At 55.3% G+C, this 24,456-nt stretch carries 26 protein-coding genes; 13 read left to right on the plus strand and 13 right to left on the minus strand.

The features are described from left to right. Positions 1-4 precede the first annotated feature (4 nt). The 5 genes from cyoB to ACOTZD_RS17360 all read left to right on the plus strand — a co-directional run bounded on the left by cyoB (position 5) and on the right by ACOTZD_RS17360 (position 5,337). Positions 5-1,996: a cytochrome o ubiquinol oxidase subunit I gene (gene cyoB, locus ACOTZD_RS17340; RefSeq protein ID WP_022650473.1), complete on the plus strand. Its 1,992-nt coding sequence runs from the start codon at positions 5-7 to the stop codon at positions 1,994-1,996. After that, on the plus strand, positions 1,986-2,600 hold the full coding sequence (locus ACOTZD_RS17345; RefSeq protein ID WP_003859057.1) for a cytochrome o ubiquinol oxidase subunit III: 615 nt from the start codon (positions 1,986-1,988) through the stop codon (positions 2,598-2,600). The genes cyoB and ACOTZD_RS17345 overlap by 11 nt, the downstream gene beginning before the upstream one ends. Next, positions 2,600-2,926 carry a cytochrome o ubiquinol oxidase subunit IV gene (locus ACOTZD_RS17350; protein ID WP_006809888.1) on the plus strand — a complete coding sequence of 109 codons (327 nt, stop codon included), beginning with the start codon at positions 2,600-2,602 and terminating at the stop codon, positions 2,924-2,926. The genes ACOTZD_RS17345 and ACOTZD_RS17350 overlap by 1 nt, the downstream gene beginning before the upstream one ends. A gap of 11 nt (positions 2,927-2,937) precedes the next feature. Next, positions 2,938-3,825: a heme o synthase gene (cyoE, locus tag ACOTZD_RS17355; RefSeq protein WP_003859062.1), complete on the plus strand. Its 888-nt coding sequence runs from the start codon at positions 2,938-2,940 to the stop codon at positions 3,823-3,825. A gap of 150 nt (positions 3,826-3,975) precedes the next feature. Then, on the plus strand, positions 3,976-5,337 hold the full coding sequence (locus ACOTZD_RS17360) for an MFS transporter (RefSeq protein WP_022650465.1): 1,362 nt from the start codon (positions 3,976-3,978) through the stop codon (positions 5,335-5,337). A gap of 32 nt (positions 5,338-5,369) precedes the next feature. Here the strand turns inward: ACOTZD_RS17360 and ACOTZD_RS17365 are convergent, their stop codons facing one another. Next, positions 5,370-5,861, minus strand: a complete 492-nt coding sequence (locus ACOTZD_RS17365) for a YajQ family cyclic di-GMP-binding protein (RefSeq protein ID WP_017383179.1) — start codon at positions 5,859-5,861, stop codon at positions 5,370-5,372. Positions 5,862-5,986: 125 nt separating this feature from the next. Here ACOTZD_RS17365 and panE point away from each other — a divergent pair, with 125 nt between their 5' ends. Together panE and yajL are read left to right on the plus strand one after the other, a co-directional pair. Further along, entirely contained in the window at positions 5,987-6,898 is a 912-nt protein-coding gene (gene panE / locus ACOTZD_RS17370) for a 2-dehydropantoate 2-reductase (RefSeq protein ID WP_174402110.1), read from the plus strand. Further along, positions 6,861-7,451, plus strand: coding sequence for a protein deglycase YajL (gene yajL, locus ACOTZD_RS17375; RefSeq protein WP_003859085.1), 591 nt, complete (start codon positions 6,861-6,863; stop codon positions 7,449-7,451). The genes panE and yajL overlap by 38 nt, the downstream gene beginning before the upstream one ends. A 125-nt stretch (positions 7,452-7,576) precedes the next feature. On the opposite strand, the gene thiI is transcribed toward yajL, so the two are convergent. Then, entirely contained in the window at positions 7,577-9,025 is a 1,449-nt protein-coding gene (gene thiI / locus ACOTZD_RS17380) for a tRNA uracil 4-sulfurtransferase ThiI (protein WP_022650463.1), read from the minus strand. Positions 9,026-9,203: 178 nt separating this feature from the next. Between thiI and xseB the strand changes: the two genes are divergently transcribed. The 4 genes from xseB to ACOTZD_RS17400 all read left to right on the plus strand — a co-directional run bounded on the left by xseB (position 9,204) and on the right by ACOTZD_RS17400 (position 13,270). Continuing rightward, the gene (gene xseB, locus ACOTZD_RS17385) at positions 9,204-9,446 is read left to right on the plus strand and encodes an exodeoxyribonuclease VII small subunit (RefSeq protein WP_003859094.1); all 243 of its coding nucleotides are present in this window, start codon (positions 9,204-9,206) and stop codon (positions 9,444-9,446) included. Beyond that, positions 9,447-10,346, plus strand: a complete 900-nt coding sequence (ispA, locus tag ACOTZD_RS17390; protein ID WP_032608639.1) for a (2E,6E)-farnesyl diphosphate synthase — start codon at positions 9,447-9,449, stop codon at positions 10,344-10,346. It begins immediately after the preceding gene. A gap of 24 nt (positions 10,347-10,370) precedes the next feature. Continuing rightward, the gene (gene dxs / locus ACOTZD_RS17395; RefSeq protein ID WP_045330256.1) at positions 10,371-12,233 is read left to right on the plus strand and encodes a 1-deoxy-D-xylulose-5-phosphate synthase; all 1,863 of its coding nucleotides are present in this window, start codon (positions 10,371-10,373) and stop codon (positions 12,231-12,233) included. A gap of 62 nt (positions 12,234-12,295) precedes the next feature. Beyond that, positions 12,296-13,270, plus strand: a complete 975-nt coding sequence (locus ACOTZD_RS17400) for an aldo/keto reductase (protein WP_017383171.1) — start codon at positions 12,296-12,298, stop codon at positions 13,268-13,270. 69 nt (positions 13,271-13,339) lie between these two features. Here the strand turns inward: ACOTZD_RS17400 and thiL are convergent, their stop codons facing one another. From thiL to nrdR, 5 genes are all read right to left on the minus strand, one after another. Then, positions 13,340-14,311 (minus strand): thiamine-phosphate kinase, encoded by a 972-nt coding sequence (gene thiL, locus ACOTZD_RS17405; protein WP_023315516.1) that lies wholly within the window; start codon positions 14,309-14,311, stop codon positions 13,340-13,342. Between the two features lie 77 nt (positions 14,312-14,388). Next, positions 14,389-14,808, minus strand: coding sequence for a transcription antitermination factor NusB (nusB, locus tag ACOTZD_RS17410; RefSeq protein WP_006809908.1), 420 nt, complete (start codon positions 14,806-14,808; stop codon positions 14,389-14,391). 21 nt (positions 14,809-14,829) lie between these two features. Beyond that, complete coding sequence (ribE, locus tag ACOTZD_RS17415; protein ID WP_003859098.1) at positions 14,830-15,300, minus strand: 6,7-dimethyl-8-ribityllumazine synthase; 471 nt, start codon at positions 15,298-15,300, stop codon at positions 14,830-14,832. Between the two features lie 87 nt (positions 15,301-15,387). Next, positions 15,388-16,491 carry a bifunctional diaminohydroxyphosphoribosylaminopyrimidine deaminase/5-amino-6-(5-phosphoribosylamino)uracil reductase RibD gene (ribD, locus tag ACOTZD_RS17420; protein ID WP_022650459.1) on the minus strand — a complete coding sequence of 368 codons (1,104 nt, stop codon included), beginning with the start codon at positions 16,489-16,491 and terminating at the stop codon, positions 15,388-15,390. Positions 16,492-16,495: 4 nt separating this feature from the next. Next, positions 16,496-16,945, minus strand: coding sequence for a transcriptional regulator NrdR (nrdR, locus tag ACOTZD_RS17425; protein WP_003859099.1), 450 nt, complete (start codon positions 16,943-16,945; stop codon positions 16,496-16,498). A gap of 152 nt (positions 16,946-17,097) precedes the next feature. Between nrdR and ACOTZD_RS17430 the strand changes: the two genes are divergently transcribed. Both ACOTZD_RS17430 and ACOTZD_RS17435 read left to right on the plus strand, forming a co-directional pair. Beyond that, entirely contained in the window at positions 17,098-17,637 is a 540-nt protein-coding gene (locus tag ACOTZD_RS17430; RefSeq protein WP_003859100.1) for a DUF3251 domain-containing protein, read from the plus strand. A gap of 268 nt (positions 17,638-17,905) precedes the next feature. Then, positions 17,906-18,790, plus strand: a complete 885-nt coding sequence (locus tag ACOTZD_RS17435) for a nucleoside-specific channel-forming protein Tsx (protein WP_032610182.1) — start codon at positions 17,906-17,908, stop codon at positions 18,788-18,790. 118 nt (positions 18,791-18,908) lie between these two features. Here ACOTZD_RS17435 and ACOTZD_RS17440 read toward each other — a convergent pair whose 3' ends face one another. From ACOTZD_RS17440 to tgt, 6 genes are all read right to left on the minus strand, one after another. Further along, positions 18,909-19,589, minus strand: coding sequence for a helix-turn-helix transcriptional regulator (locus ACOTZD_RS17440; protein ID WP_022650457.1), 681 nt, complete (start codon positions 19,587-19,589; stop codon positions 18,909-18,911). A gap of 10 nt (positions 19,590-19,599) precedes the next feature. After that, positions 19,600-19,965 (minus strand): VOC family protein, encoded by a 366-nt coding sequence (locus ACOTZD_RS17445; RefSeq protein WP_032657358.1) that lies wholly within the window; start codon positions 19,963-19,965, stop codon positions 19,600-19,602. 137 nt (positions 19,966-20,102) lie between these two features. Then, on the minus strand, positions 20,103-21,074 hold the full coding sequence (gene secF, locus ACOTZD_RS17450; RefSeq protein ID WP_003859105.1) for a protein translocase subunit SecF: 972 nt from the start codon (positions 21,072-21,074) through the stop codon (positions 20,103-20,105). Positions 21,075-21,084: 10 nt separating this feature from the next. Continuing rightward, the gene (secD, locus tag ACOTZD_RS17455; protein WP_003859106.1) at positions 21,085-22,932 is read right to left on the minus strand and encodes a protein translocase subunit SecD; all 1,848 of its coding nucleotides are present in this window, start codon (positions 22,930-22,932) and stop codon (positions 21,085-21,087) included. A 27-nt stretch (positions 22,933-22,959) separates the two neighbouring features. Continuing rightward, positions 22,960-23,292, minus strand: a complete 333-nt coding sequence (yajC, locus tag ACOTZD_RS17460; RefSeq protein ID WP_003859109.1) for a preprotein translocase subunit YajC — start codon at positions 23,290-23,292, stop codon at positions 22,960-22,962. A 22-nt stretch (positions 23,293-23,314) separates the two neighbouring features. Continuing rightward, the gene (gene tgt, locus ACOTZD_RS17465) at positions 23,315-24,442 is read right to left on the minus strand and encodes a tRNA guanosine(34) transglycosylase Tgt (protein ID WP_003859110.1); all 1,128 of its coding nucleotides are present in this window, start codon (positions 24,440-24,442) and stop codon (positions 23,315-23,317) included. Positions 24,443-24,456: the final 14 nt, after the last annotated feature.

The following is a 24,456-nucleotide window of genomic DNA, read 5'->3' on the forward strand; positions in this document are numbered from 1 at the left end:
GAAAATGTTCGGAAAATTGACACTGGATGCAGTGCCCTACCATGAACCGATTATTATGGTTACGGTGGCTGCAATTATCATTGGTGGCGCGGCCTTAGTTGGCCTGATCACTTACTTCGGTAAGTGGAGCTACCTGTGGAATGAGTGGCTGACTTCGGTTGACCACAAAAAACTCGGTATCATGTACTGCATCGTCGGTATCGTCATGTTAATTCGTGGCTTTGCGGATGCAATCATGATGCGTAGCCAGCAGGCGCTTGCGTCTGCGGGCGAAGCCGGCTTCCTGCCACCGCACCACTATGATCAGATCTTTACCGCCCACGGCGTTATCATGATCTTCTTCGTGGCGATGCCGCTGGTAATCGGTCTGATGAACGTGGTCGTTCCGCTGCAAATCGGCGCGCGCGACGTTGCGTTCCCGTTCCTGAACAACCTGAGCTTCTGGTTTACGGTTGTCGGCGTTATCCTGGTTAACCTGTCACTGGGTGTGGGCGAATTTGCTCAGACCGGCTGGCTGGCCTACCCGCCGCTGTCGGGAATTGAGTACAGTCCGGGCGTGGGCGTTGACTACTGGATTTGGGCGCTTCAGCTCTCCGGTGTCGGTACCACTCTGACCGGTATTAACTTCTTCGTGACCATCCTGAAGATGCGTGCACCAGGTATGACGATGTTCAAGATGCCAGTATTTACCTGGGCATCTCTGTGCGCCAACGTCCTGATTATCGCGTCGTTCCCAATTCTGACCGTCACCATCGCGCTGCTGACCCTGGATCGCTATCTGGGTACCCATTTCTTCACGAATGATATGGGTGGCAACATGATGATGTACATCAACCTGATTTGGGCCTGGGGTCACCCGGAAGTGTACATCCTGGTTCTGCCGGTGTTCGGTGTGTTCTCCGAAATCGCGGCAACCTTCTCGCGTAAACGTCTGTTTGGTTACACCTCTCTGGTGTGGGCAACCGTATGTATTACCGTTCTGTCGTTCATTGTCTGGCTGCACCACTTCTTCACCATGGGTGCGGGCGCCAACGTAAACGCCTTCTTCGGTATTACCACCATGATTATCGCGATCCCGACCGGGGTTAAGATCTTCAACTGGCTGTTCACCATGTACCAGGGTCGTATCGTGTTCCACTCAGCCATGCTGTGGACCATCGGCTTCATCGTAACCTTCTCCGTAGGTGGGATGACCGGGGTACTGCTGGCGGTACCTGGTGCTGACTTCGTTCTGCACAACAGTCTGTTCCTGATTGCGCACTTCCATAACGTTATCATCGGTGGTGTTGTCTTCGGCTGCTTCGCTGGTGTGACCTACTGGTGGCCAAAAGCCTTCGGTTTCACCCTGAACGAAAAATGGGGTAAACGCGCGTTCTGGTTCTGGATCATCGGCTTCTTCGTGGCGTTTATGCCGCTGTACGTGCTGGGCTTCATGGGTATGACCCGTCGTCTGAGCCAGCAGATCGATCCGCAGTTCCACCCAATGCTGATGATTGCAGCGGGCGGCGCAGCGCTGATTGCCTGCGGTATTCTGTGCCAGCTGATTCAGTACTACGTGTCTATCCGTGACCGTAACCTGAACCGCGACCTGACCGGTGACCCGTGGGGTGGCCGTACGCTGGAGTGGTCTACCTCTTCTCCACCTCCGTTCTATAACTTTGCCGTAGTGCCGCACATTCATGAGCGTGACGCATTCTGGGAAATGAAAGAAAAAGGTGAAGCGTACAAGCAACCTGAACATTACGAAGAGATCCATATGCCGAAAAACAGCGGTGCGGGCATCGTCATTGCCGCCTTCGCAACGGTATTTGGTTTCGCAATGATCTGGCACATCTGGTGGATGGCGATTGTTGGCTTCGCTGGCATCGTAATCAGCTGGATTGTGAAGAGCTTTGACGAGGACGTGGACTACTACGTACCAGTCCGTGAAGTTGAAAAGCTGGAAAACCAGCATTTTGACGAGATTTCTAAAGCGGGGCTGAAAAATGGCAACTGATACTCTGGCGCACTCGACTGCCCACGCGCATGAACATGCGCACCATGATACAGGACCGACGAAAGTCTTCGGTTTCTGGATCTACCTGATGAGCGACTGCATCCTGTTCTGCTGTCTGTTCGCAACCTATGCCGTTCTGGTGAACGGCACAGCGGGCGGCCCGACCGGTAAGGACATCTTTGAGCTGCCGTTCGTACTGGTTGAAACCGCACTGCTGTTATTCAGCTCCATCACCTACGGCATGGCGGCTATCGCCATGTACAAAAACAACAAGAGCCAGGTTGTCTCCTGGCTGGCGTTGACCTGGCTGTTTGGTGCTGGCTTTATCGGGATGGAAATCTATGAATTCCATCACCTGATCATGGAAGGTTTCGGCCCGGATCGTAGCGGCTTCCTGTCAGCGTTCTTCGCGCTGGTCGGCACCCACGGTCTGCACGTGACCTCGGGTCTGATCTGGATGGCGGTACTGATGTTCCAGATCTCCCGTCGCGGCCTGACCAGTACTAACCGTACCCGTATTATGTGCCTGAGCCTGTTCTGGCACTTCCTGGACGTGGTATGGATCTGTGTGTTCTCTGTTGTCTATCTGATGGGGGCGATGTAATGAGTCATTCTAACGATCATGGCGCTTCCCACGGCAGCGTAAAAACCTACATGACAGGTTTCATCCTGTCGATCATTCTGACGGTGATCCCGTTCTGGATGGTGATGAACGGTTCTGCATCTAAGCCGGTTATCCTGGGCGCAATCCTGGTGACCGCGGTGATTCAGATTCTGGTGCATCTGGTTTGCTTCCTGCACATGAACACCAAGTCCGATGAAGGCTGGAACATGACGGCCTTTATCTTTACCGTGATTATCATCGCTATCCTGGTAGTCGGTTCCATCTGGATTATGTGGAATCTTAACTACAACATGATGGTTCACTAAGAGCGGCGAGTATGTTTAAGCAATACCTGCAAGTCACGAAACCAGGCATCATCTTTGGCAACCTGATCTCCGTAATCGGAGGGTTCCTGCTGGCCTCTAAAGGCAGCATTGATTACACCCTCTTTATTTACACCCTGGTCGGTGTGTCACTGGTGGTTGCGTCCGGTTGTGTATTTAACAACTACATCGACATGGATATCGACAAGAAGATGGAAAGGACCAAAAATCGGGTGCTGGTTAAAGGCCTGATTGCCCCTTCCGTCTCGCTGGTGTACGCCACCTTGCTGGGTATTGCTGGCTTTATGCTGCTGTGGTTTGGTGCTAACCCACTGGCCTGCTGGCTGGGGGTGATGGGGTTCGTGGTGTATGTAGGCGTCTACAGCCTGTATATGAAACGTCACTCCGTCTACGGCACGCTGATTGGTTCTCTCTCCGGCGCTGCGCCGCCGGTGATTGGCTACTGCGCCGTCACGAACGAGTTCGACAGCGGTGCGCTGATCCTGCTGGCTATCTTTAGCCTGTGGCAGATGCCGCACTCCTACGCCATCGCGATTTTCCGCTTTAAGGATTATCAGGCGGCGAACATTCCGGTTCTGCCGGTCGTGAAAGGCATTTCGGTTGCCAAGAACCACATCACGCTCTACATCATCGCTTTTGCCGTGGCAACGCTGATGCTCTCTCTGGGCGGTTACGCCGGATATAAATATCTGGTGGTAGCAGCTGCGGTGAGCGTCTGGTGGCTCGGCATGGCCCTGCGCGGTTACAAAGTGGAAGATGACAAGGTCTGGGCACGCAAGCTGTTTGTGTTCTCGATTGTCGCCATCACCTCCCTGTCCGTGATGATGTCCGTAGACTTCATGGTGCCTGATTCACAAAACCTGCTGACTTACGTCTGGTAAGCTATAGCAAGGACATAAAGGGGTGCTTCGGCACCCCTTTTTTATTCATGAAATCTATTAGTAACGTATGTAATATTTGTTAAATAACCGATTATTTACCCCGCCCCTTCCCCGCACTACACTATGGCCTGCTTTTGAACTGAGGTGGTAATGAACGATTATAAAATGACGCCAGGCGAACTGCGTGCGACCTGGGGTTTAGGGACTGTTTTCTCGCTGCGGATGCTTGGCATGTTTATGGTCCTGCCCGTTCTGACCACATATGGCATGGCGTTACAGGGTGCCAGCGAAGCGCTGATCGGTCTGGCGATCGGTATCTACGGCCTGGCGCAGGCAATATTCCAGATCCCCTTTGGCTTGCTCTCCGACCGAGTGGGTCGCAAACCGCTGATTGTCGGCGGGCTGCTGGTGTTTGTGCTCGGCAGCATCATCGCCGCCCTCTCCCACTCCATCTGGGGAATTATTCTTGGGCGCGCCCTGCAAGGTTCCGGGGCGATTGCCGCCGCCGTGATGGCGCTGCTGTCAGACTTAACCCGCGAGCAAAACCGCACCAAAGCCATGGCGTTTATCGGCGTCAGCTTTGGCGTCACGTTTGCCATTGCCATGGTGCTGGGGCCCGTTATCACCCATTCACTCGGCCTGCACGCCCTGTTCTGGATGATTGCGGTGCTGGCGACCATCGGGATCGCACTCACGCTGTGGGTTGTACCTGACAGTAAAAACCACGTCCTCAACCGTGAATCCGGGATGGTCAAAGGCTGCTTCAGCAAAGTCATCGCCGAGCCGCGCCTGCTTAAGCTGAACTTCGGCATTATGTGCCTGCACATTCTGCTGATGTCCACCTTCGTCGCCCTGCCCGGTCAACTGGCCTCAGCAGGTTTTCCGGCGGCAGAGCACTGGAAAATTTATCTGGTCACAATGCTGATCTCGTTTGTCTCCGTTGTGCCCTTCATTATTTACGCCGAAGTGAAGCGCAAAATGAAACGCGTCTTCGTGGGCTGCGTGGCGTTACTGCTGATTGCCGAGATTGTGCTGTGGGGCGCCGGCCCGCATTTCTGGGAGCTGATCGCTGGCGTACAACTGTTCTTCCTGGCCTTTAATCTGATGGAAGCCCTGCTGCCGTCGCTTATCAGCAAAGAGTCTCCGGCAGGATACAAAGGCACCGCGATGGGCATTTACTCCACCAGCCAGTTTCTCGGCGTGGCGATCGGCGGGTCACTCGGCGGCTGGGTGGATGGTCTGTTTGACTCCCAGACCGTTTTCCTCGCCGGTGCGCTGCTGGCGATGCTCTGGCTGTTTGTGGCCAGCACCATGAAAGAGCCGCGTTACGTGAGTAGCCTGCGGGTAGAAATTCCCGATGACGTGGCAATCGGTGACGCGTTACAACAGCGTCTGGAAGCGACAGAGGGCGTGAGCGAAGTGCTGATTGTCCCGGAAGAGCGCAGTGCGTATGTCAAAATTGACAGCAAAGTGACTAACCGCTTTGAGGTAGAGCAGGCGCTGAAGGCCTGAAAAAATGCCCGGTTTAGCCGGGCATGATTGTCTTAATCGCGGAAGTTTTTAAACTGGAATGGCTGACCGAGATCGCCGCCACGCACCAGCGCCATCACGGATTGCAGGTCATCACGGGATTTTCCGGTCACGCGGATCTCTTCCCCCTGGATCTGCGCCTGCACTTTGAGCTTACTGTCTTTGATAAGCTTCACGATTTTCTTCTGCACGGCGCTTTCAATACCCTGCTTCAGCTTCGCTTCCACAAACCAGGTTTTGCCGCTGTGAACAAAATCTTCCGGCACATCGAGTGAGGTCCCTTCAATGCCGCGCTTGAGCAGCTTGGCGCGCAGGATATCCAGCAACTGGTTGACCTGGAAATCAGACTCGCTCAGGACTTTGATCGTCTTGTTCGCGTCGTTCAGTTCAATGGTCGCCTCAACGCCACGAAAATCGAAACGTGACTCAACCTCACGGACAGCATTTTCTACGCCGTTACGCGCTTCCTGCAAATCAACTTCAGAAACAATATCGAAAGATGGCATCTTTTCTTCTCCCTTCATTTTTGTTGCGTTGCATAATACCCGCAACGAGGCATAACGAGAAGCTTAGCTGATGGCGCTATACTTAGCGTCATAGCACCTGGCGCCGTTGCAGGTGAGGAGGAACGATGAAAGTAACAGTGCTTGGATGCGGAGCCCTTGGCCAACTCTGGCTTACAGCGCTATGCAAACAGGGACACGACGTTCAGGGCTGGCTGCGAATTCCCCAGCCCTATTGCAGTGTGAACGTGATGGGTACAGACGGTTCAATTTTTAATGAGTCTTTGACGGCAAACGATCCGGAATTTCTTGCCACCAGCGATTTGCTGCTGGTCACGCTGAAGGCCTGGCAGGTCTCCGATGCGGTGAAAAGCCTGGCCGTCCAGTTACCTGAAAGCACGCCAATCCTGCTGATTCACAACGGTATGGGTACCATTGAAGAGCTAAAATCTGTCCGGCAACCGCTGCTGATGGGGACAACCACCCACGCGGCGCGTCGCGACGGTAACGTCATTATCCATGTTGCCAGTGGTATCACTCATATCGGTCCCGCGCGTGAACAGCCCGGCGATTACAGCTATCTTGCGGATACCCTGCAAAGCACGCTGCCTGACGTCGCCTGGCACAATAACATTCGCGCGGAACTGTGGCGCAAACTGGCGGTGAACTGCGCGATTAATCCGCTGACCGCCCTGCTGGATTGCCCTAACGGTGAACTGCGCCAGCATCCTGATCGGGTAGCGCTGATTTGCCGGGAAGTTGCCGCCGTCATTGAACGCGAAGGCTACCACACCTCAGAGTCCGATTTACGTTATTATGTCGACCAGGTCATTGAGAGTACGGCAGAAAATATCTCCTCAATGTTGCAGGATATCCGGGCTATGCGGCATACCGAAATTGATTACATTACCGGTTATCTGTTAAAACGCGCCCGGGCACATGGCATTACCGTTGCGGAAAATAGCCGTCTGTTTGAGTTAGTAAAACGAAAGGAGAGTGAGTATGAGCGCATCGGCACTGGTATGCCTCGCCCCTGGTAGCGAAGAGACAGAAGCGGTCACCACCATTGATTTGCTGGTACGTGGTGGTATTAAGGTTACTACCGCCAGCGTCGCCAGCGACGGAAGCCTGGCGATTACCTGCTCGCGTGGGGTGAAGATTCTGGCGGATGCACCGCTTGTACAGGTGGCGGACGGTGATTACGACATTATCGTTCTGCCGGGTGGTCTGAAGGGGGCTGAGTGTTTCCGCGACAGCCCGCTGCTGGTTGAAACCGTTCGTCAGTTTCATCTTTCCGGGCGTATCGTCGCGGCAATCTGTGCAGCCGCAGGTACGGTGCTGGTTCCGCACGACATTTTCCCCATCGGCAATATGACCGGCTTCCCTGGTCTGAAGGATACAATTCCGGAAGACCAGTGGGTGGATAAACGCGTGGTCTGGGATCCGCGCGTTAACCTGCTCACCAGCCAGGGGCCGGGCACCGCCATTGATTTTGGCCTGAAGATTATTGACCTGCTGGTTGGGCGCGAAAAAGCGTACGAAGTCGCGTCATCACTGGTGATGGCGGCGGGGATTTATAACTACTACGAATAAAAAAGCCGGGTGGCGCCAGGTAAAAGCAAAACGGCAACCCGAGGTTGCCGTTTTTAATGTTTGCGGCCTCTCCCTGCGGGAGAAGGACGGGGTGAGGGCATCAGGCCGCACTCCTCGACAATAAACTACGGGCGATACACCTTCACGTTCGCGAAGCCCTGCTCACGCAGATACAGCGCCTGCAAACGGCTCATGACCCCACGCTCACACCACAGCAGATACGTTTTGCTCTGGTCGAGATCGCCAAACTGGGTGCTCAGCTTGTAGAACGGCAGCGAAACCACCTCCACGCCTTCCACCTGCAACGGCTTGTCATCCTGCTCATCAACAGAACGGATATCCAGAATCGTATCGTTAGCACCAAAGCCGCTGACCGTCTCCACCTCAACCACTTCCTGCTCGGTCTGCTGGGCGATCTCACGGATATCGATGTTGGACGCTTCCGCCACCACTTTTTCCAGGATGCTGAAATCGAAGTTCTCTTCTTCCGCTTCGATCTTCGCCTTCACCGCTTTAATGGTTGGACTTTTTGAGATCACACCGCAATATTCCGGCATGGTACGGGCAAAATCTTCAGTACCGATTTTACGCGCCAGATCGATGATGTGCTCTTTATCGTGAGAGATCAGCGGGCGCAGGATCAGCGTATCAGACACGTTGTCGATAAGACGCAGGTTGGTCAGCGTCTGGCTGGAGACCTGCCCCAGCGCTTCACCGGTGACCAGCGCCTGCACGCCGTAGCGCTCAGCCACTTTGGACGCCGCGCGCACCATCATACGTTTCAGGACCACGCCCATCTGGCCGTCGTCCACTTTTTCGAGGATTTCGCCGACCACCGGCTCAAAGTTGATCGCCACAAAACGCACGCGGTGAGAGCTGCCGAAGCGGTTCCACAGGTAATGCGCCACCTGACGTACGCCGATTTCATGCGCCGCCCCGCCCAGGTTGAAGAAGCAGTAGTGCACGCGGCAGCCGCGACGCATCAGCATGTAGCTGGAGACGCCGGAGTCGAAGCCGCCCGAGATCAGCGACAGCACATCTTCCTGCGTGCCGATCGGGAAACCACCAATACCTTCATAACGACCCTTAACCAGCAGCAGACGATCGTTCTCGATCTCAAGGTTAACGGTGACGTCCGGGTTAGTCAGGCGCACGCGCGCCGTCTCAACGTGCTGGTTCAGACCGCCGCCGACGTAGCGCTCGACTTCAATCGAGCTGAACTCGTGTTTACCACGACGCTTCACGCGCACGCAGAAGGTTTTGCCTTCGATCTGGTCGCGGTACTGTACCAGCGCCTTTTCGAAGATATCGTGCATATCGCTGAACGGAACGTCTTCCACTTCCAGAATATGGTGAATACCCGGGATACGGGTCAGCGCGTCGCGAATATCAAGACGTTTGCTTTCGTCTTTCGCGCGGACTTCAACGTGGTCCCAGTGACGCACCACAGCGAGCGTTTCGTCGTAGTGTTTTAATACGTTACGAATGTTCCCGGTGAGAATTTTAATAAAGCGCAAACGCACAGATTGGCTTTTGATGGTGATTTCGGGGAACAATTTAATGATAAACTTCATGGCGGCAATGTTTCTTAGGCAAGCTTATAAAGGCTTGTAGTGGAAAATGATACAGCAGCCCACACCCGTGGCTGCATCCAGGCGCGCAAGTATACCACCATCGCGCCACTCGCGTTATTTGATAATTGCCCCGAGTCCGTTACCATGTTGGGGCGAAGAATATAAGAGTTAATTCACTATGCCGAAGAAGAACGACGCACCGGCCAGTTTTGAAACTGCGCTGAGTGAGCTTGAGCAGATTGTTACCCGCCTCGAGAGCGGCGATTTACCGCTGGAAGATGCCCTCAACGAATTTGAACGCGGTGTGCAGCTTGCGCGCCAGGGGCAGGTAAAGCTTCAGCAGGCCGAGCAGCGTGTGCAGATCCTGCTTTCCGACAGCGAAGACGCTAAAACCACGCCATTCACACCGGACGCCGAGTAAATGGATTTTTCCAACGCGCTTCAGGCGCGCGTCATCCGCGCCAACGACGCGCTGCGCCGTTTCATTGAGCCGCAGCCTTTTCAGAACACTCCACTGGTTGAAGCCATGCACTATGGCGCACTCTTGGGGGGTAAACGCCTGCGTCCATTCCTGGTGTATGCCACGGGCAACATGTTCGGTATCAGCGATAACACGCTGGACGCCCCGGCAGCCGCCGTGGAGTGTATCCACGCCTATTCCCTGATCCACGATGATTTGCCAGCCATGGACGATGACGATCTGCGTCGCGGTCAGCCAACCTGCCATATCAAATTTGGCGAAGCGAATGCCATTCTGGCGGGTGATGCGCTGCAAACTCTGGCCTTCTCCATTCTGAGCGATGCGCCGATGGTTGAAGTGAGCGATCGCGATCGTCTGGCAATGGTGTCCGAACTGGCAATGGCCAGCGGCGTCGCCGGGATGTGCGGCGGCCAGGCGCTGGATTTAGAGGCTGAAGGTCGTCAGGTTACTCTGGAACAGCTGGAGCGCATCCACCGTCACAAAACGGGCGCACTGATTCGTGCAGCCGTTCGCCTGGGCGCGCTGAGCGCGGGTGAACGCGGGCGTAAAGCCCTGCCGATTCTGGACAGATACGCAGAAAGTATCGGTCTGGCATTCCAGGTTCAGGATGACATTCTGGATGTGGTGGGCGATACTGCAACATTGGGAAAACGTCAGGGTGCGGATCAGCAGCTTGGCAAAAGTACCTATCCCGCCCTGTTGGGCCTTGAGCATGCCCAACGTAAAGCCCGGGATCTGATAGACGATGCCCGCCAGTCGCTGAATGAGCTGGCCGCGCAATCGCTGGATACCTCGGCACTGGAAGCGCTAGCGGACTACATAATCCAGCGTGATAAATAAACTATAAATCTCGATGAGCCTTTGATGAGTTTTGATATTGCCAAATACCCGACACTGGCGTTAGTTGACTCCACTCAGGAGTTACGTCTGTTGCCGAAAGAGAGTCTGCCGAAGCTGTGTGACGAGCTGCGTCGCTACCTGCTCGACAGCGTTAGCCGCTCCAGCGGCCACTTCGCCTCCGGACTTGGCACGGTTGAGCTGACCGTGGCGTTGCATTACGTCTATAACACGCCGTTCGATCAGCTGATCTGGGATGTCGGCCACCAGGCCTATCCGCACAAAATTCTGACCGGACGTCGCGATAAAATTGGCACCATTCGCCAGAAAGGGGGCCTGCACCCGTTCCCGTGGCGCGGCGAGAGTGAATATGACGTGTTAAGCGTCGGCCACTCTTCCACCTCCATTTCTGCGGGCATTGGTATTGCCGTTGCCGCCGAAAAAGAGAATAAACAACGTCGCACTGTCTGCGTGATTGGCGACGGGGCGATCACCGCCGGGATGGCCTTTGAGGCCATGAACCACGCGGGCGATATCAAACCGGACATGCTGGTGATCCTCAACGATAACGAAATGTCGATCTCCGAGAACGTCGGCGCGCTGAATAACCATCTGGCGCAGCTGCTGTCCGGCAAGCTTTACTCCTCACTGCGTGAAGGCGGTAAAAAAGTCTTCTCCGGCGTACCGCCGATCAAAGAGCTGCTTAAGCGTACCGAAGAACACATCAAAGGCATGGTCGTACCGGGTACGCTGTTCGAAGAGCTGGGCTTTAATTATATCGGCCCGGTGGACGGCCACGATGTGCTGGGTCTGGTGACGACGCTTAAAAACATGCGCGACCTGAAAGGCCCTCAGTTCCTGCATATCATGACCAAAAAAGGGCGTGGTTACGAACCGGCGGAGAAAGATCCGATCACCTTCCACGCAGTGCCTAAGTTCGACCATACCAGCGGCTGCCTGCCGAAAAGCAGCGGCGGGATGCCAAGCTACTCAAAAATCTTCGGCGACTGGCTGTGCGAAACGGCGGCGAAAGACAACATGCTGATGGCGGTGACGCCTGCCATGCGTGAAGGCTCCGGCATGGTGGAATTTTCCAAAAAATACCCGGACCAGTATTTCGACGTCGCCATTGCCGAGCAACACGCGGTAACCTTTGCTGCGGGCCTGGCGATTGGCGGCTACAAGCCGGTGGTAGCGATCTACTCTACCTTCCTGCAACGCGCCTACGATCAGGTTATCCATGACGTTGCCATCCAGAAGCTGCCGGTGCTGTTTGCTATCGATCGCGCGGGCATTGTGGGGGCTGACGGCCAGACGCACCAGGGCGCGTTTGATCTCTCCTTCCTGCGCTGTATCCCGGACATGGTGATCATGACGCCAAGCGACGAAAATGAGTGTCGTCAGATGCTGTATACCGGTTACCACTATCAGGACGGTCCCTGCGCGGTACGCTATCCACGCGGTAATGCCCTTGGCGTTGAATTACAGCCGCTGGAAAAACTGGACATCGGTAAAGGTCTGGTGAAACGTCGCGGTGAAAAAGTGGCGATCCTGAACTTTGGTACGCTGATGCCGGAAGCGGCAAAAGTCGCTGAAAACCTGAATGCGACGCTGGTCGATATGCGCTTCGTGAAGCCGCTCGATGAATCTCTGATTCTGAGCATGGCGGAAAGCCATGACGTGCTGGTCACGCTGGAAGAGAACGCCATCATGGGTGGCGCGGGTAGCGGCGTGAACGAAGTGCTGATGGCGAACCATAAAGCCGTTCCGGTGCTTAATCTCGGCCTGCCGGACCACTTCATCCCGCAAGGCACTCAGGATGAGGCGCGCGCCGACATTGGTCTGGACGCCGCCGGTATCGAAGCCAAAATCCGCACCTGGCTGGCCTGATCCCTCCCCTTTTCTGCTCCTGCTATGCTTAAACGTATTGTTTAAACAGCAGGAGCGGAACCATGCAATACACGACATTAGGAAAAACGGACCTTAAGGTGTCCCGGCTTTGCCTGGGATGCATGACGTTTGGCGAGCCTGACCGGGGAAATCATGCCTGGACGCTGCCGGAAGAGAGCAGCCGCCCCATCATCAAGCGCGCCATTGACGGCGGCATCAACTTCTTCGATACCGCCAACAGCTACTCCGACGGCAGCAGCGAAGAGATTGTTGGCCGCGCCCTGCGAGATTTTGCCCGTCGTGATGACGTTGTGGTCGCCACTAAGGTGTACTACCCGTCAGGCGACCTGGCGGAAGGCCTTTCTCGCGCGCAGATCCTGCGTTCTATTGATGACAGCCTCAGACGCCTGAACATGGATTACGTCGACCTGCTGCAAATCCACCGCTGGGATTACAACACCCCGATCGAAGAGACGCTTGAAGCGTTGAACGACGTCGTGAAAGCCGGTAAAGCGCGCTACATCGGCGCATCGTCCATGCATGCCTCACAGTTTGCCCAGGCGCTCGATCTCCAGGCACAGCACGGCTGGGCGCGCTTTGTCACCATGCAGGATCACTACAACCTGATTTACCGGGAAGAAGAGCGCGAGATGCTGCCGCTCTGCTACCAGGAAGGCGTGGCGGTGATCCCGTGGAGCCCGCTGGCGCGCGGAAGGTTAACCCGTCCGTGGGGCGAAACCACCGCCCGGCTGGTATCGGACGAAGTGGGTAAAAACCTGTATGACGATACAGAAGCCAGCGATGCGTTAATTGCCGAACGCTTAGCCGGGATCGCCGACGATATCGGTGCAACGCGCGCGCAGGTGGCACTGGCGTGGCTGCTGAGCAAGCGCGGTGTCGCCGCGCCGATTGTGGGCACATCGCGGGAAGAACAGCTGGATGAGTTGTTAAGTGCGGTGGACTTATCGTTGACGCCGGAGCAGATTGCCGAGCTGGAGACGCCGTATCAGCAACATCCGGTGGTAGGGTTTAAATAAACAATTCAGGGAACAAAATCCGTAGGCCGGGTAAGCGCAGCGCCACCCGGCAATACAGAGCGCACAAAATTACGCGAAGTGATCGTACCCTTTCCAGTCAAGCGTAACCGGGGCGCCGTCGCGGACAAACAGCAGCCCTTCACTTTCCGGCATCACCTGCCCGATGCAGGTAAATTTCGCCCCCAGATGCGCTAACGCCACATCCAGTGTTCCGCGATTCAGCTCAGGCACCGTGAAGCACAGCTCATAATCTTCTCCACCGGATAACGCCCATCGCAGCGCCTGCTCAGGCTCGGCATGGCGACGCAACGGCTCTGACAGAGGAAACAGATCCAGATCGATCCGCGCGCCCACGCCGCTGGCTTTAAGGATATGGCCGAGATCGGAGATCAGCCCGTCAGACAAATCGATAGCCGAACTGGCCCGCTCGCGCAGCGCCTGGCCGTGCAAAATACGCGGCGTGGGCCGGAGATGGCGCTTCACCAGGTACGCCGCATCGTCAGCATCTTCAACCGTTAAACGGTTCTGAAGGATTGCCAGCCCTGCCGCGCTATCCCCCGGCGTACCGGTCACGTAGATCCAGTCGCCCGGTTTTGCGCCCGAACGTTTCAGCGCGCGCCCGGCAGGCACATAGCCGTGGATTGCCAGGGTCATCGACAGCGGACCGGCAGTGGTATCACCGCCAATCAGCTGCATATCGTAATAATTCAGCTGCTCAAACAGGGCATCGCTGAAGGCTTCAAGCCAGGCTTCATCCACCTCTGGCAAGGTCAGAGCCAGCGTCAGCCAGGCCGGGTCGGCGCCCATTGCCGCCAGATCGCTGACGTTCACCGCCAGCGCTTTATACGCCAGATCGGCAGGATCGATGTCGGGCAGGAAATGTCGCCCACACACTAAGGTGTCGGTGCTGATTGCCAGCGTCTGTTTTTCGGGAATATTGAGAAGTGCGCAGTCATCGCCAATGCCGGTTTCAACATCAAGACGAGAGGTTCTGACACGGTCGAAATAACGGGCAATCAGGGAGAATTCGCCGCATGCCATACGTTATGCCTCAGCAAATAAAAGAAAAAACCGGAGCCACACTGCCCGTCAGGCAATGCAGAACTCCGGTTTGCGGATCACTTTTTGTGGGGACGGATCGCAGGTGCGGCTTTATCCAGCACGCCGTTAACAAACTTGTGGCTGTCTTCAGCGCCGAAGGTTTTCGCCAGTTCGATCGCTTCGTTGATGGCCACTTTGTACGGCACATCATCACGTTTAGACAGCTCAAACAGCGCGATACGCAACACTGCTTTTTCGACCTGGCCCAGCTCTTCGAGCAGACGGGACAGGTATGGCTTCATCAGACCATCGAGATACGCGCTATTAGTCGCCACTCCCGACAGCAGTTCACGGAAGTACAGAACGTCAACGTCTTTCACGTCCTGTTCTGACAGGAACTGGTATTCAACATCAGCGATGTCGTTCTGGGACAACTGCCAGGAGTAAAGTGCCTGGACGGCACATTCACGGGCGCGGCGACGAGCAGCAGGTTTCACGGAATTCCCCTTACAAAAAAATCAGGCCTTGATGGCTTTCAATACATTGATCATTTCAAGCGCGGTCAGTGCAGCTTCTGCACCTTTGTTACCGGCTTTGGTGCCAGCACGTTCGATGGCTTGTTCAATACTTTCGGTGGTCAGCACGCCGAACGCGACAGGAATTTCAGCATCCTGCGCAACGTGCGCCAGACCATTGCTTGCACCGCCCGCAACGTATTCGAAGTGCGCAGTGCCGCCACGAATAACAGTACCCAGCGCAATCACCGCGTCGTATTTACCGGTTTTCGCCAGCGCGCCCGCTGCCAGTGGCAGTTCGTAAGCACCTGGTACCCAAACGACGGTAATGTTGTCATCTTTAACCTGGCCGATACGTTTCAGGGCGTCAACCGCACCTTCCAGCAGGCTATCATTGATGAAGTTGTTGAAACGCGCAATGGTGATGGCGACGCGAGCGTCCGGGGTAGCTACAGCAGCTTCAATAATGTTCATACTCTTCCTTTACGGGTTCATTTGGCCCCGCAGGGGGGCGGATTTTATCATAATACTTTGCGTACTGCTTCCCTATTTCAGGAGCAATTACGCTGTCGTTAAATGGAGGCAGACATCCGGGCCTACCGGACGAATCTCACTGAATGAGAGTTGCGGCGCATCGGCCAGTTTTTCAAGGCCGGGCAGCACAAACAGGCCGCGCGCGTCGTTACCTAACAGTTTAGGCGCAACGTAGACGAGAAGCTCATCCACCAGCCCCGCCTGGAGCAGTGCGCCGGCGAGCGTCGGACCGGCTTCAACCCAGATGCTGTTGACCTGCTGTTTGCCGAGCAACATCATCAGCACCACCAGATCCAGATGCCCGTTATGTTCCGGCACCGTAATGCTGCGCACGCCTTGCGGCCATTCGCGCGTATCTTCTTTGGTGCGTGCAATCCAGGTTTCCCCCGGCTGCTGCACGATGCGGTGCTCCGGCGTCACGCGGTTCTGGCTATCAATAATAATGCGCAGCGGCTGACGCAGGTTCTCCTGCGGATAGAGCGCCTGCGTATCTGCATTCAGCTCTTCCCAGCGTACGGTCATGGCCGGATCGTCAGCCAGTACCGTTTCACTGCTGGTGAGAATAGCATGGCTTTGCGCGCGCAGACGTTGCACATCGCGCCTTGCCTGTGGCGAGGTGATCCACTGGCTCTCGCCGTTCGCCATCGCCGTGCGGCCATCCAGTGACGCGCCAAGCTTAAGCTGGATAAACGGGAAGCCGGTGCGCATACGCTTCAGGAAGCCTTTATTCAGGGCTTCCGCATCCTGCATCATCAGGCCGTGGCTGACGTCGATGCCTTCCTGTTGCAGACGATACAGTCCGCGGCCCGCTACCTGCGGGTTAGGATCCTGCATGGCGGCGACAACGCGCGAGACGCCCGCCGCAATCAGCGCTTCACAGCACGGCGGCGTACGCCCATGGTGGCTGCATGGCTCCAGCGTCACATAGGCCGTCGCGCCACGCGCTTTCTCCCCCGCCATGCGCAAGGCATGCACTTCAGCATGCGGCTCGCCTGCGCGATAGTGAAAACCTTCCCCCACGATCTCACCATCTTTAACAATGACGCACCCGACATTGGGGTTAGGGTGAGTGGTAAACCGACCGCGCTGCGCCAGCTTCATGGCTCGCGCCATGTACATCTCGTCGTGCATGGTCTTAATCCTGTAAGCGGGCGATCTCTTCGCCAAACTCTTTGATGTCTTCGAAGCTGCGGTAAACGGAGGCAAAGCGGATATAGGCGACTTTATCGAGCTTTTTCAGCTGTTCCATCACCAGATTGCCGATCATTTTGCTCGGCACTTCGCGCTCACCTAACCCCCGCAGATAAGATTTAATGTGGTTTAACGCCATTTCGACGTCATCGGAGCTGACGGGCCGTTTTTCCAGCGCCTTGAGCATCCCGCTACGCAGTTTTTCTTCATTGAACGGTTCGCGCACATCGTTACTTTTTACCACGCGCGGCATTACCAGCTCTGCCACCTCGAAGGTGGTAAAACGCTCGTTGCACACCAGACACTGCCGACGACGACGCACGGAAGACCCTTCGCCTACAAGACGTGAGTCGATGACTTTGGTATCCACAGCGGAGCAAAATGGGCAATGCATACGATGTCCCTGTTATCTGGTTAACTGATTTCTATTTTACCCTGAACTGGCCCGACAACAAAGGAAGAGCTTTTTGAGACAAAGGATCTATGCCTGACGGCACTATCCTGTCTACCATTGCAGCAATCTGTGATTTCAAGGAATTAAACGCAATGACAAGACGTTACCTGAAAATAGTGCTGGTGGGGAGCCTGTTCACGCTTAGCGCCTGCGCACAGCAAAGCGAAGTCCGCGAGATGAAACAAAGCGTGAATACGCTTAACGTGGCGATGGACAAACTTAATAAAGAAACCGTGAAGATCACCCAGCAGAACGCGCTGAATGCCAAATCCAGCAATGGCGTTTATTTATTGCCAGGTGCAAACACGCCCGCGCGTCTGAACAGCCAGATTGGCACGCTAAAGATGTCTCTGGTGAATGTTGCAGCGAATGCCGATGGTACTCGCGCAACATTACGCATTCAGGGTGAGTCCAACGATCCGCTGCCCGCGTTCAGCGGCACCGTAGAGTGGGGCCAGATTCAGGGCACCACGGAGAGCTATCAGGAAGTGAACGTGAAGAATCAGCTCTTCACCGCCCCCGCCAGCACGCTGGCGCCGAGCGATGTTGACATCCCGCTCCAGCTGAGCGGACTGACGCCAGAACAGCTGGGCTTTATCCGTATTCACGACATTCAACCCGCCGCGCAATAACCCGCCCTTTTAGCGGAGTGAAATGTCACTCCGCTAACATTTACATTTCGTATGGATTGGCAACATAAATGATTGCCGCTACAATCGCGCCCGTCTAAAGTACGCAAACGTGAACGCAATCGATTACGTATGTGAGAGATATGTGAAACAACACATATTTTTGTGAGCAAGGATTCCTATAATAGGCTCCGCAGAAACACGAAATATTTAGAAACGCAATTCGCGCATTTTTCACTCCCGGAAGGGAATTTCAATCAGTGGCATGATTATGAAAAAAACATTACTCGCAGCCGGTGCAGTTCTGGCTCTGTCCTCCTCTTTCACTGTTAACGCAGCGGAAAACGACAAACCACAATACCTCTCCGACTGGTGGCACCAGAGCGTTAACGTGGTAGGCAGCTACCATACCCGTTTCGGACCGCAGATCCGTAACGATACTTACCTCGAGTACGAAGCATTCGCAAAAAAAGACTGGTTTGATTTCTATGGCTACATGGACGCACCGGTATTCTTCGGCGGTAACACCGACGCGAAAGGTATCTGGAACCACGGTTCCCCACTGTTCATGGAGATCGAACCACGCTTCTCCATTGATAAACTGACTGGTACCAGTCTGGCGTTTGGTCCGTTCAAAGAGTGGTATTTCGCAAACAACTACATCTACGACATGGGCCGCAACAAGTCCGGTCGCCAGAGCACCTGGTATATGGGTCTGGGTACAGACATTGAGACTGGCCTGCCGATGAGCCTGTCCATGAACGTCTACGCAAAATACCAGTGGCAGAACTACGGCGCTGCGAACGAGAACGAGTGGGATGGCTACCGTTTCAAAGTGAAATACTTTGTGCCAATTACCCAACTGTGGGGCGGCAACCTGAGCTATATCGGCTTCACCAACTTTGACTGGGGTTCAGACCTGGGCGATAACGATTTCCGCGACCTGAACGGCAGAAAAGCGCGCACTAACGACTCCATCGCGTCCAGCCACATCCTGGCGCTGAACTACGATCACTGGCACTACTCTGTTGTTGCGCGTTACTGGCACAACGGTGGTCAGTGGAACGACGACGCCAGCCTGAACTTCGGCAACGGCGACTTCAGCGTTCGTTCTACCGGTTGGGGCGGTTACCTGGTCGTGGGTTACAACTTCTAATCAGTGCGGGATTGTGCGGGCTGGTGCCCTCACCCCTTCCCTCTCCCACGGGAGAGGGCGCAAACACAAAAAACGGCAACATCGTTGCCGTTTTGCTTTTACCTCGCCACCCGGCTTTTTACTGCTTCACCTTGCGCAAAAAATCCGCCAGCGACCTGTCCGCGCTTTCGCTAAAGTGTCTTTCCGTCAGCGTAATATGCAAACACCGGTCGAGACGGAAGCAGCGATAGTCATCGCGCCGTTCACACCACGCGGCCAGCAGCCAGTGCTCACCCCAGAAGAACAGCCCCAGCGGCTGAACCTCACGCCAGGTTAACTGCCCGGCTTCATCGCGATAGTGCAGCGCCAGCACACGCAGGGCAGAAATTGCCTGGTGGATCACGTCGAAACCACTACGGGAGTGTGGCTGAAGGGCAATATCCGGCGCGTAAATTCGCGTCTGTTCAGCTTTGCGGCGGCTCTCTTCTGGCAGGATCGCCAGCACTTTTTCCTGGGCCGACTCCAGCTCGCGCGACAGCGATTCCCCGCCCCAGGTTTTGAGCAGACGGATCGCCACCATCAGCGCCTCGGACTCCTTGTTGGTCAGCATCAACGGGGGTAAATCAAAACCCGACATTAGCCGATATCCGCTTCCCGCCTCGCCTTCCACCGGCACGCCGGAAAGCGACAGGTCGCGGATATCGCGGTACACCGTGCGCTCGGACACGCCAAGCCTTTCCGCCAGATGCGCTGCCGTTGTCAGACGCCTGCCCCGCAGGATCTGCACAATCTGGAACAAACGGTCAGCGCGTCGGGTCATCGGTTTACTCTCATACCGGTTGATGGAGGCCGACGCGATTACCTTCGCTGTCGGTAAACAGGGCTATAGTGCCAATGCCTTGCGGCAGTTCCAGCGGGCCAAACACGCACTCACCGCCCGCAGAAGCAATACGATCGAGCGTGGCCGCCAGATTGTCAGTATGCAGGTAAATAATAGCGCCCTGCGAAGAGGGTGTAACGCCGTCAAATTTCGCCAGCGCGCCGCCGGTGGCCGGATCCTCGTGCGGGAAAACCGCCAGCTCAGCCACGTCCATCTTCTCGCGCCGCAGCGCGACCTGCATCACCGACTCATAAAATTTGGTGGCGCGATCCATATCGGCGACCGGAATTTCAAACCAGTTAATGACACTTTTCATACGTCCTCCTGCCTGTTGTTAGGGTTCAGAAGGAGTCTACGACAGGGCTCCTGACAGCATACTGTCAGGAGTGTTTGTGAGATGCAGACAAAAAAATCCCGGCCAGCAGGCCGGGATTTCGATACCGCATAAGACGCTTACGGCAGAATGGACGGCTGATCCGCCCCTTCTTTCTCGACTTTCTGCTGGATCAGATGCTCGCGCTTCATGCCCAGCTTCAGCGCCAGCGCGGACGCGACGTAGATAGACGAGGCCGTACCGATAGACACACCGATCAGCATGGTCAGCGAGAAGCCTTCCAGCACCGGGCCACCGAACAGGAACAGCATCAGGATCACCATCAGGGTGGTGCCGGAGGTGATCAACGTACGGTGCAGCGTCTGGGTCAACGACACGTTAAAGATTTCGTACGGCGTGCCGCGACGGATCTTACGGAAGTTTTCACGAATACGGTCAGATACCACGATACTGTCGTTCAGTGAGTAACCGATAACGGACATCAGGGATGCCACAATCGTCAGGTCAATCTCAATGTGGAAGAGAGACAGTATGCCCATGGTGATCACCACGTCGTGCGCCAGGGCGATAACCACGCCTGCCGCCAGTCGCCACTCAAAGCGGAAACCGACGTAAATCAGGATCGAGATCAGCGCCACAAGCAGCGCCATCGCACCGGTCTGCGCCAGGTCAGCACCAACGCTCGGGCCGACAAACTCAATACGCTTAACCGTTGCATCCTGGCTGGTCGTTTCGTTAATAACCTGAACGACCTTGCTGCCCAACTCCTGGCTGCCGTTGGCATCGTGTACCGGCGGCATACGCACCATGATGTCGCGGCTGCTGCCGAAGTTCTGTAGCAGCGGCTCTTCAAAGCCCGCTTTTTGCAGAGACTCACGCATCTGGTCCATATCGACCGGTTTTTCCAGGGTAATTTCGATCACCGTACCACCGGTGAAATCCAGGCCCCAGTTAAAGCCTTTCACGCCCATAATGACGATGGACAAGATCAGCAGAAAACCTGAAATGCCGAAGGCCCAGTAGTCCCAGCGCATAAAGTCCCAGACTTTACGGCCGTGGTTCAATTGTTCAACAGTATATTCCTGTGCCACAACGCACTCCTCAGATAGACAGCTTTTTGACGCGCTTGCCGCCGTACAGCAGGTTCACGATGGCACGGGTGCCGACAATAGCGGTAAACATCGACGTTGCGACACCGATACCGGTAGTAATCGCAAAGCCTTTGATCGCGCCAGTACCCACTGCATACAGGATAAGAACCTTAATCAGTGTTGTTACGTTCGCATCGAAGATGGAGCTGAACGCCCCTTTGTAGCCTTCTTCAATCGCCTGCTGTACAGAACGACCGTTGCTCAGCTCTTCTTTGATACGTTCGTTTATCAGTACGTTGGCGTCGACCGCCACCGCAAGGGTTAGAACGATACCCGCGATACCTGGCATGGTTAGCGTCGCCCCCGGCAGCAGGGACATGATACCGATGATCAGCACCAGGTTGGCAATCAGCGCGGAGGTCGCAATCAGGCCGAACTTCTTATAGAAGAAGATCATGAAGATGATGGACACCGCCAGACCGGCCAGACACGCTTCCAGACCCTGTTTGATGTTCTGCATACCCAGGGTTGGACCGATGGTACGTTCTTCAACAATCTGAATTGGCGCAATCAGCGCACCGGCACGCAGCAGCAGAGAGAGCTGACGCGCTTCGTTCGGGTTGCTGATACCGGTAATACGGAAGCTGTTACCCAGACGAGACTGGATGTTGGCGATGTTAATCACCTCTTCCTCTTTCACCAGCACGGCACGGCCATTGGCGTCTTTCTTACCGCTGTCTTTGTACTCCACGAACAGGGTCGCCATCGGCTTGCCGATGTTGTCCTTGGTGAAGTTAGACATGATGTTGCCACCTGCGCTATCCAGCGAGATGTTAACCTGCGGCTGGTTGTACTCATCCTGGCTTGAAGTGGAGTCGGTGATATGGTCACCGGTCAGGATCACGCGTTTGTACAGCACAACCGGCTGGCCTTCGCGGGTCTGCTTCACTTCGGAATCGCCCGGCACACGGCCTGAAGCCGCAGCAGCCTGGTCAACGTTGGAGTTAACCAGACGGAACTCCAGGGTCGCCGTCGCGCCCAGAATCTCTTTCGCACGGGCGGTATCCTGGATACCCGGCAGTTCGACCACGATACGGTCTGCACCCTGACGCTGTACCAGTGGCTCAGCCACGCCCAGCTGGTTTACACGGTTACGCAGAATGTTAATGTTCTGCTGAACGGCGTATTCACGTGCTTCACTCAGACGCGCGTCGGTCATTACCGCACGCAGCTGATTGCTGCCCTGAGAGGTGATAACCAGATCGCGGTGACGCTGAGACAGATAGGTCACAGCCTGATCGCGTGCCGCGCTGTCGCGGAACGTGATGCTCATGCCGTAGTTATCTTCTTTACGTACGGTGGTGTACGGAATGCCCTTATCGCGCAGATCGCTGCGCAGGCTGTCGATATTCTGTTCCTGTAACTTGCCGAGCGCGGTATCCATATCCACTTCCATCAGGAAGTGAACGCCGCCACGCAGGTCAAGACCCAGTTTCATTGGCTCTGCGTTCAGCGCAGCCAGCCAGCGTGGGGTTGCAGGAGCAAGGTTAAGCGCCACGACATATTTATCACCCAGCACGCCCATCAGCGCTTCACGTGCGCGGAGCTGCGTGTCGGTGGTGTCGAAGCGAGCAAGAATTGCGCCCTCTTCCAGTGCCACAGACTTAGCGGTAATTTTTTCTTCTTGTAACGTTTTCTGGACCTGGATCAGCGTTTGCTCACTGGCGGCGACACCGCGCGCGCCAGTGATTTGAACGGCCGGATCCTCACCATACAGGTTGGGAAGCGCGTACAGCAGGCCGACGATAATCACGACGACCAGCATGATGTACTTCCACAAAGGATAACGGTTTAACACGGCAGTTCCCTTTGGGAAAAGTTGGGATTACAGCGCCTTCATGGTGCCTTTCGGCAGAACGGCAGCTACGAAGTCACGTTTGATAACCACTTCAGTGGTGTCGTTGAGGGCGATAGCAATGTAGCCGTTTTCCGCTACTTTGGTTACGCGACCCACCAGGCCACCATTGGTCAGGACTTCATCGCCCTTCGCGATGGAGTTCATCAGGTTTTTGTGCTCTTTAGTACGCTTCTGCTGTGGACGCAGGATCATGAAGTAGAAGATCAGACCGAACACAACCAGCATCAGAATCAGAGACATCGGGCTGCCCTGCGCTGGTGCACCCGTTGCTGCTACCGCATCAGAAATAAAAAAGCTCATTCAAATTCCCTCATTATTAAAATTAATCAACGTTCAACGGTGGAACATCCCGCCCCTGACGTTGGTAGAAATCGGTCACGAAGCTCTCTAATTTACCCTCTTCGATAGCCTTACGTAAACCAGCCATTAAGCGCTGATAATAACGAAGATTATGAATGGTATTGAGACGCGCCCCCAAAATCTCGTTGCAACGATCGAGATGATGCAGGTACGCGCGAGAATAATTGCGACAGGTATAGCAATCGCACTCGGAATCGAGCGGGCTGGTGTCACTCTTATGCTTCGCGTTACGGATTTTCACCACGCCATCGGTAACGAACAGATGACCGTTACGCGCGTTTCGGGTTGGCATAACGCAGTCGAACATATCAATGCCGCGACGTACGCCTTCCACCAGATCTTCTGGTTTACCCACACCCATCAGGTATCGTGGTTTATCCGCCGGGATTTGCGGGCAGACATGCTCCAGAATGCGGTGCATATCTTCCTTCGGCTCACCCACAGCCAAACCGCCGACAGCGTAGCCATCAAAGCCTATCTCTACCAGACCTTTAACCGAGATATCGCGTAAATCTTCGTAAACGCTGCCCTGGATAATGCCGAACAGCGCATTTTTGTTTTGCAGGGAGTCAAAACGGTCGCGGCTACGCTTCGCCCAACGCAGGGACATCTCCATAGAACGCTTGGCGTAGTCCCAGTCCGCCGGGTATGGCGTACATTCGTCGAAGATCATTACGATATCGGAGCCGAGATCGTACTGAATCTCCATGGATTTTTCTGGATCGAGGAAGATTGGATCGCCGTTGATCGGGTTACGGAAGTGTACGCCCTGCTCAGTGATCTTACGGATATCGCCCAGGCTGAAGACCTGGAAACCGCCGGAGTCGGTGAGGATGGGGCCTTTCCACTGCATGAAGTCGTGCAGATCGCCGTGGAGCTTCATGATCTCCTGGCCTGGACGCAGCCACAGGTGGAAGGTGTTGCCGAGGATAATCTGTGCGCCAGTGGCTTCAACTTCTTCCGGCGTCATTCCTTTTACGGTGCCGTACGTGCCCACAGGCATAAACGCGGGGGTTTCTACCACGCCGCGATCAAACACCAGACGACCGCGACGCGCGCGACCATCGGTGGTATCGAGTTCAAATTTCATTTTTTCTCCGACGT

Origin of the sequence: Enterobacter cloacae complex sp. SHL022 (genome assembly GCF_049237785.1) — a bacterium.
GTDB lineage: Bacteria > Pseudomonadota > Gammaproteobacteria > Enterobacterales > Enterobacteriaceae > Enterobacter > Enterobacter hormaechei_C.

Bases quoted from the DNA above. Each gene is read 5' to 3' on its own strand.
- cyoB (WP_022650473.1), top strand. From the start codon at position 5: ATGTTCGGAAAATTGACACTGGATGCAGTGCCCTACCATGAACCGATT.
- ACOTZD_RS17345 (WP_003859057.1), top strand. From the start codon at position 1,986: ATGGCAACTGATACTCTGGCGCACTCGACTGCCCACGCGCATGAACAT.
- ACOTZD_RS17350 (WP_006809888.1), top strand. From the start codon at position 2,600: ATGAGTCATTCTAACGATCATGGCGCTTCCCACGGCAGCGTAAAAACC.
- cyoE (WP_003859062.1), top strand. From the start codon at position 2,938: ATGTTTAAGCAATACCTGCAAGTCACGAAACCAGGCATCATCTTTGGC.
- ACOTZD_RS17360 (WP_022650465.1), top strand. From the start codon at position 3,976: ATGAACGATTATAAAATGACGCCAGGCGAACTGCGTGCGACCTGGGGT.
- ACOTZD_RS17365 (WP_017383179.1), bottom strand. From the start codon at position 5,861: ATGCCATCTTTCGATATTGTTTCTGAAGTTGATTTGCAGGAAGCGCGT.
- panE (WP_174402110.1), top strand. From the start codon at position 5,987: ATGAAAGTAACAGTGCTTGGATGCGGAGCCCTTGGCCAACTCTGGCTT.
- yajL (WP_003859085.1), top strand. From the start codon at position 6,861: ATGAGCGCATCGGCACTGGTATGCCTCGCCCCTGGTAGCGAAGAGACA.
- thiI (WP_022650463.1), bottom strand. From the start codon at position 9,025: ATGAAGTTTATCATTAAATTGTTCCCCGAAATCACCATCAAAAGCCAA.
- xseB (WP_003859094.1), top strand. From the start codon at position 9,204: ATGCCGAAGAAGAACGACGCACCGGCCAGTTTTGAAACTGCGCTGAGT.
- ispA (WP_032608639.1), top strand. From the start codon at position 9,447: ATGGATTTTTCCAACGCGCTTCAGGCGCGCGTCATCCGCGCCAACGAC.
- dxs (WP_045330256.1), top strand. From the start codon at position 10,371: ATGAGTTTTGATATTGCCAAATACCCGACACTGGCGTTAGTTGACTCC.
- ACOTZD_RS17400 (WP_017383171.1), top strand. From the start codon at position 12,296: ATGCAATACACGACATTAGGAAAAACGGACCTTAAGGTGTCCCGGCTT.
- thiL (WP_023315516.1), bottom strand. From the start codon at position 14,311: ATGGCATGCGGCGAATTCTCCCTGATTGCCCGTTATTTCGACCGTGTC.
- ribE (WP_003859098.1), bottom strand. From the start codon at position 15,300: ATGAACATTATTGAAGCTGCTGTAGCTACCCCGGACGCTCGCGTCGCC.
- ribD (WP_022650459.1), bottom strand. From the start codon at position 16,491: ATGCACGACGAGATGTACATGGCGCGAGCCATGAAGCTGGCGCAGCGC.
- nrdR (WP_003859099.1), bottom strand. From the start codon at position 16,945: ATGCATTGCCCATTTTGCTCCGCTGTGGATACCAAAGTCATCGACTCA.
- ACOTZD_RS17430 (WP_003859100.1), top strand. From the start codon at position 17,098: ATGACAAGACGTTACCTGAAAATAGTGCTGGTGGGGAGCCTGTTCACG.
- ACOTZD_RS17435 (WP_032610182.1), top strand. From the start codon at position 17,906: ATGAAAAAAACATTACTCGCAGCCGGTGCAGTTCTGGCTCTGTCCTCC.
- ACOTZD_RS17440 (WP_022650457.1), bottom strand. From the start codon at position 19,589: ATGACCCGACGCGCTGACCGTTTGTTCCAGATTGTGCAGATCCTGCGG.
- ACOTZD_RS17445 (WP_032657358.1), bottom strand. From the start codon at position 19,965: ATGAAAAGTGTCATTAACTGGTTTGAAATTCCGGTCGCCGATATGGAT.
- yajC (WP_003859109.1), bottom strand. From the start codon at position 23,292: ATGAGCTTTTTTATTTCTGATGCGGTAGCAGCAACGGGTGCACCAGCG.
- tgt (WP_003859110.1), bottom strand. From the start codon at position 24,442: ATGAAATTTGAACTCGATACCACCGATGGTCGCGCGCGTCGCGGTCGT.